The 18,064-nt window shown below is 40.0% G+C and carries 18 protein-coding genes and 2 tRNA genes; all 20 read right to left on the bottom strand.

All coding sequences use genetic code 11. The annotated features are described in order from the left end of the window. The 20 genes from B7696_RS00370 to B7696_RS00280 all read right to left on the bottom strand — a co-directional run bounded on the left by B7696_RS00370 (nt 1) and on the right by B7696_RS00280 (nt 18,026). Nucleotides 1–201 carry a hypothetical protein gene (locus B7696_RS00370; protein ID WP_084861528.1) on the bottom strand — a complete coding sequence of 67 codons (201 nt, stop codon included), beginning with the start codon at nt 199–201 and terminating at the stop codon, nt 1–3. Next, complete coding sequence (locus B7696_RS00365; RefSeq protein ID WP_084861526.1) at nt 198–3,659, bottom strand: phage tail spike protein; 3,462 nt, start codon at nt 3,657–3,659, stop codon at nt 198–200. Before B7696_RS00365 ends, B7696_RS00370 begins: the two co-directional genes overlap by 4 nt. Then, a complete protein-coding gene (locus B7696_RS00360) occupies nt 3,656–4,354 on the bottom strand; it encodes a phage tail protein (protein WP_084861524.1) in 699 nt (232 codons plus the stop codon). Before B7696_RS00360 ends, B7696_RS00365 begins: the two co-directional genes overlap by 4 nt. Then, complete coding sequence (locus B7696_RS00355) at nt 4,354–8,646, bottom strand: phage tail tape measure protein (RefSeq protein WP_239822182.1); 4,293 nt, start codon at nt 8,644–8,646, stop codon at nt 4,354–4,356. The genes B7696_RS00360 and B7696_RS00355 overlap by 1 nt, the downstream gene beginning before the upstream one ends. Before the next feature lie 87 nt (nt 8,647–8,733). Beyond that, nucleotides 8,734–8,928 carry a hypothetical protein gene (locus B7696_RS00350; RefSeq protein WP_084861521.1) on the bottom strand — a complete coding sequence of 65 codons (195 nt, stop codon included), beginning with the start codon at nt 8,926–8,928 and terminating at the stop codon, nt 8,734–8,736. Next, nucleotides 8,925–9,263, bottom strand: a complete 339-nt coding sequence (locus B7696_RS00345; protein ID WP_084861519.1) for a hypothetical protein — start codon at nt 9,261–9,263, stop codon at nt 8,925–8,927. Before B7696_RS00345 ends, B7696_RS00350 begins: the two co-directional genes overlap by 4 nt. A gap of 108 nt (nt 9,264–9,371) precedes the next feature. After that, nucleotides 9,372–9,923 (bottom strand): major tail protein, encoded by a 552-nt coding sequence (locus B7696_RS00340; RefSeq protein WP_084861517.1) that lies wholly within the window; start codon nt 9,921–9,923, stop codon nt 9,372–9,374. Next, nucleotides 9,916–10,374: a hypothetical protein gene (locus tag B7696_RS00335; protein ID WP_084861516.1), complete on the bottom strand. Its 459-nt coding sequence runs from the start codon at nt 10,372–10,374 to the stop codon at nt 9,916–9,918. Before B7696_RS00335 ends, B7696_RS00340 begins: the two co-directional genes overlap by 8 nt. Then, a complete protein-coding gene (locus B7696_RS00330) occupies nt 10,371–10,745 on the bottom strand; it encodes an HK97-gp10 family putative phage morphogenesis protein (protein WP_084861514.1) in 375 nt (124 codons plus the stop codon). Before B7696_RS00330 ends, B7696_RS00335 begins: the two co-directional genes overlap by 4 nt. Next, nucleotides 10,742–11,089: a head-tail adaptor protein gene (locus tag B7696_RS00325; RefSeq protein ID WP_084861512.1), complete on the bottom strand. Its 348-nt coding sequence runs from the start codon at nt 11,087–11,089 to the stop codon at nt 10,742–10,744. Before B7696_RS00325 ends, B7696_RS00330 begins: the two co-directional genes overlap by 4 nt. Continuing rightward, nucleotides 11,076–11,390 (bottom strand): head-tail connector protein, encoded by a 315-nt coding sequence (locus B7696_RS00320; RefSeq protein WP_084861510.1) that lies wholly within the window; start codon nt 11,388–11,390, stop codon nt 11,076–11,078. The genes B7696_RS00325 and B7696_RS00320 overlap by 14 nt, the downstream gene beginning before the upstream one ends. A gap of 143 nt (nt 11,391–11,533) precedes the next feature. Further along, nucleotides 11,534–12,718: a phage major capsid protein gene (locus tag B7696_RS00315; RefSeq protein ID WP_084861509.1), complete on the bottom strand. Its 1,185-nt coding sequence runs from the start codon at nt 12,716–12,718 to the stop codon at nt 11,534–11,536. A 36-nt stretch (nt 12,719–12,754) separates the two neighbouring features. Beyond that, nucleotides 12,755–13,429, bottom strand: a complete 675-nt coding sequence (locus B7696_RS00310) for a head maturation protease, ClpP-related (protein WP_084861507.1) — start codon at nt 13,427–13,429, stop codon at nt 12,755–12,757. Next, nucleotides 13,386–14,615, bottom strand: coding sequence for a phage portal protein (locus B7696_RS00305; RefSeq protein ID WP_084861505.1), 1,230 nt, complete (start codon nt 14,613–14,615; stop codon nt 13,386–13,388). Before B7696_RS00305 ends, B7696_RS00310 begins: the two co-directional genes overlap by 44 nt. A gap of 7 nt (nt 14,616–14,622) precedes the next feature. Continuing rightward, a complete protein-coding gene (locus B7696_RS10290; protein WP_158086156.1) occupies nt 14,623–14,784 on the bottom strand; it encodes a hypothetical protein in 162 nt (53 codons plus the stop codon). Continuing rightward, complete coding sequence (locus tag B7696_RS00300) at nt 14,784–16,499, bottom strand: terminase large subunit (RefSeq protein WP_084861503.1); 1,716 nt, start codon at nt 16,497–16,499, stop codon at nt 14,784–14,786. Before B7696_RS00300 ends, B7696_RS10290 begins: the two co-directional genes overlap by 1 nt. An 11-nt stretch (nt 16,500–16,510) precedes the next feature. Continuing rightward, on the bottom strand, nt 16,511–16,978 hold the full coding sequence (locus B7696_RS00295) for a phage terminase small subunit P27 family (RefSeq protein ID WP_084861501.1): 468 nt from the start codon (nt 16,976–16,978) through the stop codon (nt 16,511–16,513). Nucleotides 16,979–17,215: 237 nt separating this feature from the next. Then, entirely contained in the window at nt 17,216–17,551 is a 336-nt protein-coding gene (locus B7696_RS00290) for an HNH endonuclease (RefSeq protein WP_084861500.1), read from the bottom strand. 76 nt (nt 17,552–17,627) lie between these two features. Next, nucleotides 17,628–17,706, bottom strand: a tRNA-OTHER gene (locus B7696_RS00285). Nucleotides 17,707–17,935: 229 nt separating this feature from the next. Continuing rightward, nucleotides 17,936–18,026, bottom strand: a tRNA-Ser gene (locus B7696_RS00280). Nucleotides 18,027–18,064: the final 38 nt, after the last annotated feature.

Here is an 18,064-nt window from a genome sequence, read left to right as displayed (position 1 = left end):
CTATTCTCCTTTTTGCATTTTAGCTTTAATTTCTTCAAATAGTTCTTTGAGAGCCGGGTCGTATTCCAGCACCTCATTCATTGCTTGTAATTCGCTTGTTGCGAGTTGGTAAAACGCCTCATTTTGAGCCGATTCAAGCTCGCATTTGGCCAATTTAATCGCTAGTGAATTCATCACTAATTGATCCAATGTTTCATTCATGCTGTTCTTCTTTCTATTTTTTCGTTCAATTCTTGAATAGCCTTAATTAAATAAGGTACGAATTTTGAGTAATTGATTGTTAAATAGTTATCCTCGCCCTCATATTTCTCGACAGAACCAGGGATAATATTTAACACCTCCTGCGCAATCAGACCGATTTCTTCATGTGTCTTATCCTTGATATAGTCAAATGCTACTAAATTCAAGGCATTTATTTTGTCCAGCGCCTTGACCTGTGTAGGTTCGATATTTTCTTTCAATTTTCTATCTGAGCCGGTTGTGATTCCAGCATGTTGTCTCCATTTTCCAGTGACGATCTGACTCCACCAAACGACTCGATTATAGCCACCGTCGGGATTATCCCCTTCGCCATTTATGTCATCGGAAGCAATCCATATCCCTTTCGGTGCATTGATTTTGGAGTAGAAATTAACCTTTGATGTGCTTGCGAAATCCACTTTCGAATAGAAATCCACATCATTTCTACAATACATCTTCCCGTCTGTGTTGACATACCAGGCCTTGGGGCCAGGGGTGTCTAAACTTTCACCCCAGTTTGCCCAAAATGCGTTTCTGTTCGCACCGGCGTTCGTTCCGTTCCCCATCCCAATACTGACAGAGTTAATTCCTGTTATGAAATATCCATTTCTGTTTGCGTACTGACCAAATCTGAAACCTCCAATTTTACCTTGAAAACCTTCTAGAAAGGTCGCCGTGACTACGACTGAACGAAGCTTGTTGATGAAAGCTTCCTTAGCAGCAAGCATATCTGTGAAGATGTTACTTGAAACGAACAACCGAGCCATAGCCTGGTCCATGATGAGCTTGTCTGCTGTGATAGTGTTTGAGCCAATAATTTCAGCATTCAGCTTAGCAAAATTACCTTCACCAACAAATAAACGCTTGAAATATCCCTGAATAGCCGTGAGTTCATCAAGCAAGGTCTTACCTTTGAGTCTAATTTTTGCAGCTTCAATCAATATCTGGTTATTCGTTGCATTGATTTGCGAAACGATTGAACCTGCACTGGTCAGATTTTGAATCGCCCAAGAGCCGTCCAGTTGACTTTGAACCGTGCGAACGGCTTCGGACATATCATCAAATTGACTGGCTTTATATCCGTTCGTTTGAGAAGCACGAACGAGCATAATCTCTTTGATTTCTACCCAGCCATTTCGGGCTAAATAAAAATAAAGTGGATATTTATCACTATTCCCAAATTCAAAATCTTTGGAAATAGTGTATGTTTCGTTGAACTCTTGCCAATTGCTTGAAACCGCAATTGAGCTTGTTGCTACATCTGAAGCGAAAATTGTTTCGTTCGCTTGGTGATTCTTAGCAGCCACCGTGAAATTATGGTCCAATCGTCCCATAATGCGATACTTAAAATTAAGAGTATAGGTCTCACCTCTGGCCATCCTATCGATGTAAAGTGGTAACGTGAATCCCGCAAATGTATACCCTGAATTTCCAGTGCATCGAATGGTAAATATACCGTTATTCACAAAAACTCTCTTAGTATTGCCTTCATTAACAAGCGTATGCCTGTCCATCGATTTCGAACGGACAATTAAGTTATTATCGATTCCAATGCTTTTAGCGACTTCAACCTGAAACAATTGATTCGTCAGCGCCATGCGAGCAACCTTGTTAGAGATGTCGTTCTCATTTCTACCGATAATACGCTCATAGAGCTGACTTGTTTCCTTCACACGTTGGAAGTCCGTCTGATTAGCCTTGCCAGCGATCTGCGATGTGATACTTGCAAATTGGCCATCAACCGTCTGCTTGTACTGAGTTATTTTTGTAGCGATATCATTGTTCGTCTGCGTGCTTATCGCACTGAAACGACGCTCAAGACCTCTCACATCCTCTTGATAGGTCGATTTCCCAACGTAGTCTCTGGATATCTGCTCACGAATTGCAGACGCTTGACGAGCACTCTCGTCTCTTGCATAACGCTGCAGGCTCTCTTGTCGCTGGCCGTCTTTACTGATGTAAGTTTCAATCGCGCCCATTTTAGTAAATAGACCGTCTGCAGTGTTTTTAACTTCATTAAGCTTAGTGCCGTACTGAGTCTTGAAAGCTTCAATCTGCTCAATAGCAGTCTGTGAAGAGGACTTTAGATTGTCGATTTGAGTTTTAGCTCGCTCGCTAATCCGCTTGGCTTCTTCAGCAAGTGAATTGCTTGCTCCAGCACTTCTCAAAGCTTCTTCTGCCTTTCGTCTAGCTTCATTGATTGCTGCATTATCGAACGACTGAAACTTCTTGTCGATTTCATCAGCGATTTGACGTTTGACTTCTTCAGCTTTGGCTTTGGTAGCATTCAACTCATCTGTGAACTGATTGACTAATTCTTCTTTTTTTCGGTCAAAAGCCAAATCTGCATTTCTCAGTTCCTTAGCAATCTGTGCATCAACACTACCTAACAATCCTTGGGTTTCATTCTTCAATGCGTCACTGATCATGTTGCCAATCGCGCTCGCAAGACCAGACTTGAATTGACCAAAACCGATTGATTTTAATTTTTTAGCCATTGGCGAATAGGTGTATTTTGTAATCTTCTTACGAACATCAAGGCCAAAGCCTTCATGGTAAATACTGACCACATCGAACATTTGAACAGGTACATCACTCTGGCCGACAACCTCAATCTCAAGGCTATCTTCCAACATGTCGCATAAAGTTGTTCTGAAATACTGCTCACCGTACTTGCGTAGGCTCGCTTCATCTTTCACGTCCTGATCATTAACCTCAACCACATCTTCATAGATTTGACTGTACTTGTTAATGAGCGAACTTTCAATAGTGACTGAGTAATGCTTGTCAGGCGCTTTCTCTCCCTCGCCTTTAATTGTCGTTTTAAAAGTGATGCGAGTTCTTAAAGACTTGGTAGAGGTCTTGTGTTGATAGCTAGACAGGTTTTTCTTGTACATAAAAAGCGATTCATTTTCTGAACCGCCATTTTTCAAAAGCCGAACCTGATAGCCATGTCTGACTAAATCCCCGCCCCACTGGCCAAGGATAGAGTGCTTGTCTTTCGCAAATGCCTCCATAGCATTTTTAGAATCGATATTAAAGGTATGTCTATCTTCAATATCTGAAAAGAACGAGAACGGATTATCACGAGTGATGCTTCCGGCAAAACGACTCAAGGCAGTCGAACCAGTCTGTCTATCCAATGAGATAGGATTTACCACATAGTTGTTTAAAAGACTAAAAACTTGATTGGCATAGACTTGGATATATCCTTGTTGCTTTTCAACCTCAAAAATATAAAAATCTTGCTCGCCATGCAGGTCATCTGCAGTCAAGAAAGTTTCCTCTTTCAGCAATTCCCACTTGAGATCCGATGTAGGAAATCTAAACGTTAATTGATAGGTATTGTTTCGCTCCTGAACAATTTCATCGTTATAGGCCTCATTCAAAGGCATGTTGCCTTCTGTAAGATAAATCATAAGATGTACCTCCAATTTGGCCGAACCGTGACTTTACGAACGGTACCAGTAAAGACCAGACCATTATTACCTACTGTCAATTCAAAGAAACCACCACGTTTCCGTAGAGTATTTTGAACCACACCATCTGCATTGTAGATATTCTGCTTCTTATGTCTACAATCAATGGTCACTTTTTGTCTAATGGTTAAGTGCATAGTTGTCCGCCCGATCGTCAAGGAGATATCACCGTCTCCTTCAATCTCAATTACTGGCTCACTATAGACGGAACCTGGATTGTTAATGCTTCCACTTGATGTGAAGATTAAAGGTTCAACACTTTTCTGATAGCGGAATGGTTGCATATCTAACTTAATAGCTAATTCCCAGCCATACATACCTCTTACGGTTATTTCTGTATCTAATAAATCGGCATAAAAGAAAGCGTCGGGTTGATAACTAAATTCAAGCTTATTATCAACCGCTTTAAATTTTTCAACAAGCGTTGCTAAATCTGAAAAACGTTCAAAGAATATCCGGATAGTTCTGTCGTAATTCTCAAATGCGCCATCAACAACATTATAGCTACCATTCGTTCCGTATGGTTTGAGCTGTTCCGCGAATCGAGGGCTCGCATGGATTGTTCCAAAATCCATAACTACACAATGCTTAAATGCCGTTGTTGAAAAATCATTTATTTTTAAATAATTTGTCATCACAATCCCTCTCTTCCTATGATATTTCCTTGATAACGATATGAGTTTTCAGCAATCGCCTTACCATCAAGATACGTATTGAAATCTTTTTCTAGCAATTTACCGAGCAGATTTTCAACGCTAGCTTTTAAATCAACCAATTCTCTTATGATAGATTGGTCTTGATTGTTCGTATTATTAACTGTGTAGATTGTTCTCGCTTGTTCATTTGAACGACTGCTAGTATTGATATCACGAATGCGACGGGTTAAATGAGAAAGTTTAGTATCTTCAAAACCAATCCCTTTTTCATAGTTCGGCATACCTAAGCGGTTCATCAACGTTCTAGTATCACCAGCCTTCATGACCTTCGTGCCAGGAGGTAGAGGTAAGGTTACGTTACGACCCTCTGGAATAAATGAAGTTCCGTCAGGTAGTGTAATCAACTCTTTATACAGCGTCCCTCGTTGGTCGTTGACCATAGCAAGACCACCAAGGTGATTATCCGTACCTTTAGCATGCCGTTCAGTAAAATGACGTGTGATGATATCAATAAACTTAAAAGCTGGTAATGAAGAAATAGCGTTCCAAACCGAACTAATCACCCCACCAGTATTGTTCGTAGCATTGATTCCTATTGGACTATTCTGTTTAACGGAATTAACCGCGTTGCTTGCAGCTGATGCTTCTCCTTGCGTCTTGTTTGTAGCGTTAATATCAATCGGGCTATTTTGCTTAACTGCGTTCACCCCCGTGCTTGCAGCTGCTGAAGGAGTTCCTGTCAAATCTACAGCGTTAATATCAATTGGTTTTAATTGATAAGGAGAGTTAACGCTCAGCGCAGCCGATTGTGAAGCTCCTCCTGTTTCATCAGTGGCGTTAATGCTGATAGGAGAAGTTTGCGCAGGCGAGTTTACGCTAGCTTGGGCGCTTGCTACTGCTTCTGCGGTTTTATCTTCCGCTTGCAACGGTTTAGGTGCCGGGAATAAAGCATTCCAATAGTTCAAACCAATATTGGCATTGTTCAAAGTGCTTGTAAAATTAGAAGAATCCGCTGTCAGATTTTTTACAAACACAGAAGCTTCATTCCATAAAGATAGACCAGCTTTGGCATTTGCTACTTCTGTTTGGAAAGATTGACTATTTGCCAATAATTCTTTTTGAGTCGGTGTCAGTGCATTATATTCGCTTAATAGTCTTGTTGCCTCAGTAGCGCTATTGACAGCACTCTCATTCTTTAAGAAGAGTTCTTTGATATGAGCAGGCATACTATTCCAAGCTTTTAAGTTACTTTCGCTATCAAAAATAGCTTGCAATCCAGCTTTATTATCTACAATAATTTGTTTCTCTTCCAAGGTCATACTTGACCATTTGCCGGATTCAACAAGGGCTTCAGCAATCGTTACTCGGGCATTTGAATTTAAATTGGCATTTTTGGCAATAAATTGCAGTTGTTCCCAACCTTCAGCAGACTTAGTAGCTTCTCCGATAACTTCTTTAACGTTGGATTTAACTTCAAAATTACCGTTTTCATTGATATTACCAACCAACAAAGACCAAGCGTCATTTGCTTCTCTTGTCTCTTTGCTCATATCACTAGTATATTTAGCTAGGATACTATGAGAATCGCCCATTTTTTGAGATGCTTCTGCAGCTTTTTGACCAATCATTTCATAAGATAGACCGTATTCCTCAAGGACTTTTTTAGCTTCTTCCCAGTAATTCCAGCTTTGACCAGTTCTTGCTTTAAGTTTTGCGTCAAGATTCTGCATAACCTGGTAATACTTAACCCCTAAAGCCTCCATCGTCTGTTGATGATTAGTTTCCAACGTTTGTAGTTTTTTATTGTACGTTTCTTTATCAAGAACTTTACCGTCCAACAGTTGTTTTAACTCATCTTTTGACGTTTTGTACAATTGGTTCTCTTCATCAAGAGCCTTCTTCAAAACATCTTTAGTATGTTTTAGCTGGGTCTCGTTTAGGGTGCTAATCTCTCCATTTAAGGCTTGAATTGCCGCCTTCTGTTGTTCGCCAGATAATTCCATCATTTCGATTCTAGCTTTAACCATCTCTTTTTGGTTGTTTAAGACGATTTCTTTTTCTTCTTGAGAAAACTTGCTAGCATCTCCGTTATGACGTTTGTAAATTTCGCTAACCTGATTAGCCATTGCGTCGGTATTTGAAACAACTTGCTCATTTTTTGCTTTCATATTAGCGATTGCTTCATCACTAATACCCCATTTTTTGGCTAATTCTTCCATACGCTGACTAGCTTTTTCTGCTCCTGAAGCAACCTCTTCATGAAGCTTTCTAAATGATTCAGATACCTTTTCAGCATCTCCTGCGTGTGTTCCGAAGTTGGCTACTGCAGTGCTTGTTTCATCAACCTTGGTTTGGAAATCTCTTAAATCTTTGGTAGCAGTATCGCTTAATTGAGAACCGAATTCCTCTGTTTTGATTCGGGCTTCGTCTTTCTTATTTCCTAAGTAGACGAGTCCTGCTGCAAGGAGTGCAGTACCACCTACAAGAGCCCCGATTGGGTTTGCTAATGCCCCAAACGCACCAGATAATAATCCTGTATTCGATGCTGCTCCTGCCGCTGCAGTTTCAACTGCTCCTGCTGATCCAGCGAATGCTTTCATCGCGCCTGCTGCAAACTTAAAATCTTTTAAATACTTGAGTGAACCACTCAAGAACCCAATTCCTCTAGATAGACCACCTATAGCTTTAATCAGACCACCAATAGTAGATATACCACCACCTAAAATTTTAAAAAATGGACCTATAGCAGCTAACGCCAATCCCCATTTAATGATGTTCTGTTGTTGTTCTCTTGACATGGAACTGAATTGCTTAGCCAAATCTGCTAGTGTACTTATCCAAGGTTTTGCTGCTTCTAATCCGTCTTTTAGTGCATCTAATAACGGACCTCCAAATTCAATTGCGACATCTGTCAATTGGTTCTTGAGCATTTGAAGTTTGGATTGCATTGTCTCGTAACGTTTATTCGCTTCGTCTGTTAATGCAGTACCTTTTTCCCATTCGCTATTCGCTAGTCCAACTGCCTTGCCCATTGTTTCAGCCGCAAGACCCAAAGATTTTAACATGTTAGATTGTCGGATACCTGTTAGACCAAGTTGCTCCAAAATCTTGTTAGTATCTTTCCCGCTTTCACTAGCCTTACCAAGACCTTTTATAAAGTCTTGCAAAGCTTCAGCAGGCTTGGTTCTCCATTTTTCTGCAAATTGTTCCGCAGTTACTCCAGCTGTATCAGCGTAGATTTTCAATTTTTCTCCGCCTTCTGATACAGCGTTAGAAATACCTGTGAGCGTTTGAGTCATTGCTGTACCACCAGCTTCAGCCTCAATACCAACCGAACTCATTGCAGTTGATAGACCTAAGATTTCAGGCGTAGTCAATCCAGCTATTTTACCTGATGCTGCAAGACGATTGGCCATGTTGACAATGTCGCTTTCAGTTGTCGCGAAATTATTCCCCAAACCAACGACGGTTGCACCGAATTTAGCAGACCAACTGTCAAGATCATCTCCTGAAACTTGCATGATATTACCGATTTTAGCGATAGACGTTGCAGCTTCTTCAGCACTCAAGTTAGTAGATACACCAAGGTTAATCATGGTTTTAGTGAAACCTTCGATTGAACCAATCGGTACACCCAACTGCCCTGCCGCTTCAGCGACTGCAGCAATTTCTGTAGCACTAGCTGGCATTTCTTTTGCCATATTCCGAATGCTAGCGCTGAGTTTTTCAAATTGTTGAGGTGTTCCGTCTACTGTCTTTTTAACACCAGCGAAGGCACTTTCATAATCGATTGCCGCTTTCAAAGCTATCCCTGCTCCAGCTACAATAGGGGCAGTCACACCCTTGGTTAAAGCAGAACCGAAACCAGATACACTTTCACCAACGTTTTTGAATTTATTACCCAATTCTTGAGCGCTTTTTCCAAACTTAGTAAACGCACTATCGTCTATGTAGGCTTGCCTCATTGATTTGGCTAATTCTTCATAGCGATTTTTCAACTCAGCTACTTTAGCAGCAGTTGCAGTCATGCTAGTACCGGCTTCAAGTAATTTCTTTTTCTGCTCATCACTAGCCGTAGAAACATCACCAATACTAGCTTTTAATTCATTATATCGTTCACTTTGTGAACTTAACAACTTTTGGTAATTGCCTAAAGCAGAACCAGTTTGATCCATAAGGCTCTTTAAGTTGGTGACATTCTTGCCAGCGCCCTTAAAGTTATTTTCCATAGCTTTTAGGGAATTATCGACGCCTTTTAAGTATGTCTTCAACCTTCCAACATTCGATTGGAAAGGAGCGACATCAAGGGTTGCTGTTGCGACTAACTCACCAATATTACTTGCCATTTACTCTCCTTTCTAACCAAAAAGGAATGGAAAGGCTTTATCGAGCGTAGTCTCTTCTTCCTCTTTGATATTTTTAGTTTCTAAAGCCTGCACCATCAAATCAAAATCCGATAGACGCATGCTCTTAATATCATGGATAGTATATCCTTGACTCATCAACGATTGAAACCATATCAACAAGTTTTCTTTTGCTTGTTTTGGCGTCAATCCTTTTTCTTCTTTTTTCCCTTGGTAGTCTCTTTTTCTTCTTGTTTACCACCTAAAGCAGCTAAGTAGAGATCATTCAAGGTTTCAAGCGTTTCAACACTTGCAGTTTTCAAATCTTCTGCAGCAAACTGCTCACCGTACATTTTTACAAACATATCCAGATACGCTTCATTTAATTCACGGTGTTTAGCTGGATTCAACAAATCCTCTTTTACTTCATATAGAGCGGTTTGACGGACTTGATGTTCCAAGGCTAGTAAGTTGTCTTCAACATTTACATAGTCTTTAGAAAATTCCTTCAAAACACCTGCTTTTTTAAATTTAATTTCAAACATTCTTTTTCCTCATAAATAATAAAGGCTTGGAAAACCAAGCCTCTTATTACTGTTGTTCTAGTGTTCTTTCTGTGTCAGCGGTAACTGCTAATTCTGAACTAGCACCGCTTAGGCCTTTGGGAAAACCATCTCACGGAATTTAGTTTCTTGGAACTCAGGATTATCTTCACGACCAACGATAAGAACCAAACCTTCTTCTTCGTTTCCACGGGCTACGAAACTTCCTGACACTGTATCATTTTTAGGATCTGGTGAACCATCTTTAGTTTCGTAATCCATGCCTGGAAGCGAGAATTTACCTTTAAGCAATCCGATCCAGATTTTCTTTCCGTCTTCTCCAGTCGTTTTGAAAAGACAAGCGATGTCTTGAGGAGTAAGTTTCTTGCTATACTTCTCAATTCCGTTTTCCACTTCAATTCCGTAAAAATCCTTACGAACATCACTTGGTAAATCCAACCAAGCTACTTCAAGAGTTGTACCTGTAATACCAGATGACAATACAACGTATGGTCCATCATCCGCAGCAATTGTTTTCAATTCATTTGTGATATCAATTTTAGCTGTTTTCAAACCAGGGATTTTTTTAGAAGTTGGAACCAGATTCTTATCTGTTACAACACCATACTCAAATCCGCTCAAACCAAATTTTACTTTAGACATTTATTTCTTTCCTTTCTTTTTCGAGATCGCTCCAATCAAAAAAGCGATATTTGCGGACGTTCATCAACAATCCAATATCGCTATCCATATATCGAGGTTTCTCATTTGCTGTATAACGTTCAAATCCGTTACTTTCTAGTATCGTATCTAGTCTTTTGTTGATATTATCCGCTTGTTTAGCATTTTTGCACCAAAAGTCTATTGTGATACGCTGTTCTGTTGCAATAACTGCATCATCTGCATAATCGTGAGGTGTTTCATAAGTAGAGTAAATTCTCGCAAATGGAGCGAGTTCTTTTTGCTTCATATTGATTGGCTTTTCAGGTATATCGTAGGTAAAGATACCTTGTTTATATTGTCCTGGAAATACCTTACCTCTATACTCATTAAACAATCGATTCAATGTATCGTCTGCTGCTAAAAGTTTATAGGCTTCAGTCTCAGCAATCATTTACCCAACACCCCCTTCATAGTTTCAAGATAGATTTCTTTCGCGATAGGTGTGACCGTATTTATCGTTTTCTCCTCAAAATTTTGAGACTTTTGATAAATTGTTCCGTCATCTGGAAATCTAGCACGCCAACCTGTTGCACGACCATATCCGATATCCTTAGACGGTGCATCTCCACCACTTTTGAAATTACTGATTTTTACATCTTCTTTTAATCGAGAATACGTTTCCTCTTTATATACCGGAGTATTTGCTTCAAGTTCTTTCTTGAACTCTTGAGCAACTTCTGTTACAGCTTCACGAGCTACTCGAGGCGCTTTGGCTTCCAGTATCGTGAGATTTTTAAGGCAAAGATCCAATCCTTTCGTCATGACATCATCACTCCTGCCACTAGGTCGATTTCTTTATTCGCATAATCTCGTTCAATTGCCACAATCTTATACTCTAGTCCGTCGAAATCGATATAACAAGAATTATCAAACTTCAATTTAGGAAGGTGTCGAATCAAAAACGTTTTAGTGTCTTTGTGCTCTGGCAAACCGCTTGCTTTCGTCACGGTCGCGCCTTCACGAAAATCCTTAATACTAGTTTTCGAAACCTCCGCCCAACAAGTATACAAGCATTTTTTCTTGAAGGTTAACACTTCTCCATCTTCATTTTGCTCACCGATTTTTTGAAAGAAAGTAATGCGAACATTCATTTTACGAGTTCTCATCTAATTCCCTCCTTGCTCTTAGTTGGTGAATGATGTTTAAAACACCGTTAGCCAATGGATACCGCATGGTATCCGCTGACATTCCACGGTGTTCGTATTCTTCCTTCACTTGCTTCTTTACTGCCAGGCGGAACTTGGCATAGCCTTCCAAATCTTTAGGTTGCAAGTCATTCCCGATTGCGAAACAAATTTGTTCCCTCGAAGATTCAATTAGTTCAATCAATAGATCATCTTCAAAATCATAATCGATTTTGCAGTATAACTTGACTTCTTCTAAAAAGTCGAATGTTTCATTATCCATATTTCTAACCTCCAATCAAATCAAGTAGATCTTGTTTAAGGCTAGAAGGATTGTAGCTGATACCTTTGCTGTCTAGATAAGCCATAATATCTGCCTTTGTACTTGCAGCAGTTGGTTTATCTAACTCGACAGTCGCCGTCTTATTAACGGCTGACAGTGGGCGTGAATGTTACGAAATAACCAGCTTTTGCATCTGCTTTTTTGACATCGAAGCGCATAACTGCTTGTAGGTATTGACCATAGATTTCATTATCCGCCCAACGAAGACCAAGATCCATACGGTCGGCAAACAAAACTGCACGAGTCACGTCACCGATAAAGGCTTTAGCTTCACCTTTAGCACCTAGAGATTCATCTGATACTACGAATACTGGATGACCAAGGAACGCTTTACCAGAGGCTGAAACGATTGAATCTTGAAGCAAGTAACGACCGTTCTTATCTTTCAAAGTATCAAGAACTTGGTAGAACGATTGAGAAACTACAAACGATACGTTGTAAGCAGGGTCAAGGTCTACGTTCAAGATTGATTTAATAGCGTCCAAATCCGCTGCAGTTTTAGCTTCAAAGCCTTTAAGGATGTTGCCAATCGCTTCGTTAGTAGTGTTAACTTTGATTTGACCAATCGCTTCAGATACAATAGCAAGCAAGTCAACGTCTGCATCATCAATTGATTCTTGAGAAACAGGAATTGCACCACGGTAAGTAGCCACTTCCCATGCGACACTTCCAAATTCAGGTTTAGCAAGCGCAGGATTCTTCTCCAATTCAGCAACACTAACCATCTTAGCAGTCGCACGTTTAAGAATAGGGTATTTACCTGAACCTTTAGTAGCTTTGTGAATTGTAGTGAATTGCTTCAAATCTACAACAGTCTTCACTTCACGAAGTGGAGTTGTAACGATCTCTTCACTAGTGATAGGTTTAGTTTTTTCTTTTTTCAAGCCATCCGATGTTGGGTTGATATCGTTCATCGGGATAAGTACTTCATCTTTACCCTCAAAACGAAGGCCCTCATTTCGAATGCGACCTTTAGAGCGGATGAACTCATTTACAGATTCACGATAAGATTTAGTTTCTTCTTCAACTTTATGAGCTTGTCCAACAGTTTTTACATCAGCACCAGCTTCTGCAGTTTCATATGCTTTTAGATTGTTCTCAGCTTCTGCTTTTTGAGATTTCAAAACATCAATTTCAGCACGCACTTCACGAGCCTTCTCAAGATCACCTTCGTTCAAAAGAGTTTTCAACTCTTCTGTTTTAGCAGTAATTTCAGCACCAATATTTAAGATTTGTGCTTTAAGTTCTTTCATTTTTTCTTTAAACATACCTTACTTTTCCTTTCTGGGTATAAAAAAAGAGCCTTACAGCCCTTTAAGTAATTCTTCTTTTTCCAAATCTAACTTCATTGCTTTAATTTCGTTCTTACGACTCGTTTTATTAGCAAAAAAGTCATCAATAACAGCTTGTGGTAACATTCCTGTTCCAAAGCTTGCAACAGCTTCACGGTCTTCAAAGTTCATTACTTCATCAGCGAAACCTTTTTCAACCGCTTCTTCAGCGCTCATGAAGGTCTCGTTTTTCATCATGTCGATGATAACAGATTCTTCAAGGCCTGTTTTAGATACATAAGCATTAACGATGGCTCGGTCGCTTGCTTTTAAAGCATTTGACGCTTTTTCCAAATCATCGCTATTGCCTGAAACCCATGGTAATAATGCTTTATGGATCATAATTTGAGCAGTTGGACTCATACGAACCGCATCTGCTCCCATGATTGCGACACTTGCAGCACTTGCAGCCATCCCAGTCACTTCAACCGTGACACACCCAGGATATGAACGTAATGCAGTATAGATTTCACTCCCAACAGTCACTAAGCCACCGTTTGAGTTAACCTCTAGTACCACATCGCTTCCATCTTCTGGGAAAGCATCAACCACAGATTTAGCACTGACCGCTTCCATTCCGAAATAATCATATACTTCTTGTTGATTATTCGAGATCAGCGGACCCTTCATCTTGATTCTCTTCGGCATCTCTTGTCTCACCTCCTTTCATTGCTTGATACTCTTCTTTTTTATCTAAGAATACATAGTTCAAACTAGATAGATAGCGGTCCATATTCGGATCGTTAGAACGTTCTTTACCAAGTTCGATAAGTGCTTGGTTAGGTGTTAGGATTTGATTGTTAACAAGTTTCACCAACTCATCAACATTACGTCCTGTAACGCTACGAGTATCAAATTCAACACGATATTTCCTACGTTCTTCATCATCTAGCACTTTTAAACCTAACTCGCTAGTAATTGCGTCAAAATAAAAAGGAAGATCGTTGGTAACGTAGTCTTCCGTCAATTGAGCGACAGACTGGTTCGGACTGTTCACTCCCAATTTGAAACTAGGAACTCGCAAAGCTTTAGCGATTTGGGCAGTTGAAAAGTTGTTTGACGTAATCAACTGCAAGACATTGGTATCAATTTCAAGAGGGGTATACTCTTGAGTGTCGTCAAATACAAGTGGACTTCCACCAGTTGAACCTTCACGCATTTTCTCGAAGTCCATACGTGCTTTCTGCCTAGCTTCACCGTTCAACTGAGCACCTTTAAGTTTAATGATTCCGCTTGAAAAACCATCACGGAAAAACTTAATCAAGGTGTTAATTCCACCGTTTTGGAGACTGATTTCATCTCCCAAAGACAACAACGGAGAACGTCCAAGTATTGTGTCGTGACTAAAGAATTTCCAATGAATAACATCATCTGAATGACATCGAACTTCTCTACCACTCAGTTGGTCACGGAAAGTATAAATCAACTCATGGTCATTCGTTTCTTCAACCGTCGTTTCAGACGGTCTAAAAAACTGAAACTCCATTGCCTTTCCAGTCACTGGATTTCTAAGAATACGAGAGAATGAATTACCAGTCAAGATAGTATTGATCGTCATTGCGAACTTCCACTGTCTTGCCGAAGCATTGCCAGTTGATTTGACATTCAGCAGGTAATTCATGTCTTCATCTAATTCAATATTCCCCATTAAATCCTTTTTCAGCAAAGGAAAACGAGCTACATCACCAGCTATGATAGATACAGCAGTCAAGACATCACTATTTTTAAGCGCGCCTATACCAGTATACTGAGGTGTCGCACTCCCCGAGACTACCGAAGAGATATAGTCGTCATAAGATAATTTTGACGACCCTAAAGATTGAAAAAAAGCCATTCTATTCTCACCTCCTTTCTATATTGATAAGCGCAGCCAATAAAGATATAAGAATACCCGAACCTATAAATCCTGTTATTTCATCAATCGAGAAAAGACCGTAAGATATAAATCCTACTCCAATCAGCAATAATATTGTGTGTATATGATTTAAGGTTTTCTTCAACATTAAAATAGCGAACCTCCTTCCAAGATTTTTTCATTCGTCCAGTAGCCTGTCCCATCGAACGGTTCCAGGTAACAAGCAGCATAAGCATCTAAAAGTGCATCCAAAGGATCAATTTTATTGCTATTTTTATTCTTATCAATCCTCATACCGTTGTTATCAACACGAGTATAAGCGTTATTCACTGCCATAGTTAGCAACTGGTTTCCACTATGCTTGATTTTTCCTAATCGAACATCATCACGGAATTGCTTAGTAGGCATATTCAACACCATGGTTGTTTGAGGTATTTGTGTCAACGGCCATTCAGGGTGTCGCTTCTCAATCATAGTCAATAACGAACCGAACTGATATGGGTCAAAGTAAATTCCTTGCAACTCCCAGTCATTCTCATAGACCATTTCCTCAATCTTCTCAAGAACACGCTCATCATCGATAACCCCACTTTCAAGAGTGGTAATTTCGCATTCGCCCATTCGCTCCAGATTGGTATAAGAAACACCGTCTCGTTTTTCTTTGGCGACCAAACCATACTTGGTAGCTACAAAAGAAAAACTATCTGCATACCAGTAATCATCCATCATGATCATTGGAGAAATGGAGAATAAGTCACTCGACCTACCTACGTCAACACCTAGCCAAACTCTACGTTTTCTCGTATCTGGTTTATCAATCTTAGCTTTAGACCAACTTTCTTTATCCATATAAGATTCTTCAGAGGATTGCCTCCACATGTTAAAGTTCTTGATTAAAACTTCATTGACCGTACCAGTTTCTAATGATGTCTTGCGACGTTTACGAAGATAATCCATCATCTTTTCGTGAAGTGCTGCGACTTCAAGAATTGGATTTGATTTTATCCAATTGGCTTCATCTGCTATTTCTTCTTCGTTATCTTGTTCTGCAATGAAAGCAAAGTAGCCATCATCTATCACGTCTCCATCTAAAATCTTCTCGATGTATGGATATTCGATTGTGTGCATCGGAGCGTTCAGGTTCATTCCAGCTGTTGAGATAATCAAGATTAAAGGATTATCCAACTGGCCTTGACCGGATTCTAGCAATTCAATCATCTCATTTGTTTTAGATGCTGCAAACTCATCCAGGATACCCACATACGGTTCAAAACCGTCGACCGCTCCAGTATCACGACTTAGCGCACGAACATAACTCTCATCATTCAAGTTACGAAGTTCATCACGGACTATCTTCGTAGCCTTCCTGATATCCTCATCCTGAGCCCTGAGAGCATCTAACTGCTTACGGATCATATCGTATGCGATACGAGCCTGAGAGCGATCATTAGCGGTACAAAACAGCTGACGGCTCATAGAAGGGTTTCGGCCAAATAAAAACTCGTACAGGGCAATTCCTGCAACGAGAATAGTCTTTCCGTTCTTTCTGGCCAAACTGATTAAGGCTTTTTTAAATCGCCTTATCGATGTATCGGACTTTTTTCGCCAACCATACAAGCTCGACAAGATGAATTTCTGGAAATCAGCTAGTGGATATGGTTTCCCAGTTTTGACATCTGGCAACATTTCGATAAAATCAATTGGATTTTTGGCTTTGTCAGGTAGATAAATATATGGAAAGTCTCCATCATCCATACGCCCTAAATCTCTTAAATGACGCTTACAAGCCTTTATAACTTTTTTACTTGCAATAATATCGCCATTCACTACTTTTAAAGCATATTGATAAGCTACATCTTCCACATAATCACCTCCTAACTACCAAATTTATCAAAAATACTCTCTTTCTTTTCTTCAACTTGTGGCACGAATAACTTCATGCGACTATCAACTGTTAACCCTAATTGTGATGCTGCTCTTGAAAGATTAGTAGTAGCACGCTCTAAACTATACAACATCTTATTTGGTAAAACCTTACCTTTTTCCGTTTCATACACATACCCTTCTTTTTGCAATCCACGAGAGATTTCTTTGTAGACCGCATACCAGGTACAGTAGGTTTCTAATACTGCCCTATCTAGGTTCCTAAGGGGTAGCTTTCTTAAATCCTCAATGACTCGTTTGTATTCTGCCTTTGCAATCGGATCAAAGTGTTTTGGAGGCGTCAGTTGCAATGCATCCAATCCGTCCGAAGCCTTCTCCTGCATGGTTTTTCTAGCTATTTTCTCTTCTTTTGTCAGGTGACTTTTAGTCGTTTCGACTATCTTCATTTTTCGTCCCATAATACACCTCCTTTACACTTATTTTGACAGCTGAGACATTTCAAAAACGGAATTTTTTGCACAGAAGAGGGGGGCGTTCCTATTCCCGAACGTTATATACCCCGTTCAAAAACAAAGGGGGTATTTCCGTACAATTACCACCCTATTCCCTTACGTTATATCTTTTTTGATTGCTATTTCATTCGTATTTAGCTATCAAAACTAACATTATTTACATCACATTTACACTCGAAGAAACTAAAAAGAATATTTTTCTTCGATTGCTTTCTTGTCATTGCATCTCTTACAACTCGCTTGCAGATTAGTACGATCTAATCGTCTCGACCAATCTCTCTTAACGCTTACGATGTGGTCAGTCATTGTTGCTTCATCTCCACACATTGCACAAACATAATCAGATTCAAGTAAGACTTGCTTACTCGTTCGCTTCCAGATAGATGAGTTATAAAACCTCTTGACATCCTTGTCGTACTTCCAGCGAGTACGATTGTACTCAGTATACTCATCGTTTCGTTGGTCGTAGTCTACTGAGGTTCTTCTGCCGTTTAACATAGTCAACCTTTGTGGTTTCATTGTTCTACCTCCAATACAAAAAAGCCACACGATGTGCGACCTTTTTAAGACCTCTCATTGCGAATTAAAATCGCAATTGGAACGACAGGACTCGAACCTGCCTACGTTTCAGACCCTTTATAGTCATATCGCTCCACCAACTGAGCTACGTTCCAACTGCAAGACGACTACTACCTTGCGTGTTAATTAGAAATCAATTTTCTGATTTATTTTTTTGTAGTCATTTAAAACCTCTGAGGGAATCAAACCCTCTAGCTTATAACTTATCCGGAATATAATTAGCTACGCAACCATGCGAGGTCCAGTCGCTTCTGCAACCATTTTAAAGTTAATGAGCAATATGTGAATGCTAAGCCTACCCCATTCTGGGACACAAACACTCAAAGGAGAGTGTGGGATTTGAACCCACGGATCGCACGTAGGCGACCACCCGTCTAGCAAACGGGCGCATTCAACCTGACTCTGCCAACTCTCCATGTCAGGGAAGGCTTACTGCCTTACCCTTAATTCTTG

The organism is Streptococcus mitis (assembly GCF_002096815.1).
GTDB lineage: Bacteria > Bacillota > Bacilli > Lactobacillales > Streptococcaceae > Streptococcus > Streptococcus mitis_AD.
Note: the sequence above shows the minus strand (reverse complement) of the source record. Positions and strands in the feature narration are given on the sequence as shown.

What these genes read in the sequence shown, in the direction of transcription:
- B7696_RS00365 (WP_084861526.1), bottom strand. Translation starts at nt 3,659, where the DNA reads ATGATTTATCTTACAGAAGGCAACATGCCTTTGAATGAGGCCTATAAC.
- B7696_RS00330 (WP_084861514.1), bottom strand. Translation starts at nt 10,745, where the DNA reads ATGACGAAAGGATTGGATCTTTGCCTTAAAAATCTCACGATACTGGAA.
- B7696_RS00295 (WP_084861501.1), bottom strand. Translation starts at nt 16,978, where the DNA reads ATGGGACGAAAAATGAAGATAGTCGAAACGACTAAAAGTCACCTGACA.
- B7696_RS00325 (WP_084861512.1), bottom strand. Translation starts at nt 11,089, where the DNA reads ATGAGAACTCGTAAAATGAATGTTCGCATTACTTTCTTTCAAAAAATC.
- B7696_RS00290 (WP_084861500.1), bottom strand. Translation starts at nt 17,551, where the DNA reads ATGAAACCACAAAGGTTGACTATGTTAAACGGCAGAAGAACCTCAGTA.
- B7696_RS00305 (WP_084861505.1), bottom strand. Translation starts at nt 14,615, where the DNA reads ATGGCTTTTTTTCAATCTTTAGGGTCGTCAAAATTATCTTATGACGAC.
- B7696_RS00310 (WP_084861507.1), bottom strand. Translation starts at nt 13,429, where the DNA reads ATGCCGAAGAGAATCAAGATGAAGGGTCCGCTGATCTCGAATAATCAA.
- B7696_RS10290 (WP_158086156.1), bottom strand. Translation starts at nt 14,784, where the DNA reads ATGTTGAAGAAAACCTTAAATCATATACACACAATATTATTGCTGATT.
- B7696_RS00360 (WP_084861524.1), bottom strand. Translation starts at nt 4,354, where the DNA reads ATGACAAATTATTTAAAAATAAATGATTTTTCAACAACGGCATTTAAG.
- B7696_RS00340 (WP_084861517.1), bottom strand. Translation starts at nt 9,923, where the DNA reads ATGTCTAAAGTAAAATTTGGTTTGAGCGGATTTGAGTATGGTGTTGTA.
- B7696_RS00370 (WP_084861528.1), bottom strand. Translation starts at nt 201, where the DNA reads ATGAATGAAACATTGGATCAATTAGTGATGAATTCACTAGCGATTAAA.
- B7696_RS00335 (WP_084861516.1), bottom strand. Translation starts at nt 10,374, where the DNA reads ATGATTGCTGAGACTGAAGCCTATAAACTTTTAGCAGCAGACGATACA.
- B7696_RS00345 (WP_084861519.1), bottom strand. Translation starts at nt 9,263, where the DNA reads ATGTTTGAAATTAAATTTAAAAAAGCAGGTGTTTTGAAGGAATTTTCT.
- B7696_RS00315 (WP_084861509.1), bottom strand. Translation starts at nt 12,718, where the DNA reads ATGTTTAAAGAAAAAATGAAAGAACTTAAAGCACAAATCTTAAATATT.
- B7696_RS00320 (WP_084861510.1), bottom strand. Translation starts at nt 11,390, where the DNA reads ATGGATAATGAAACATTCGACTTTTTAGAAGAAGTCAAGTTATACTGC.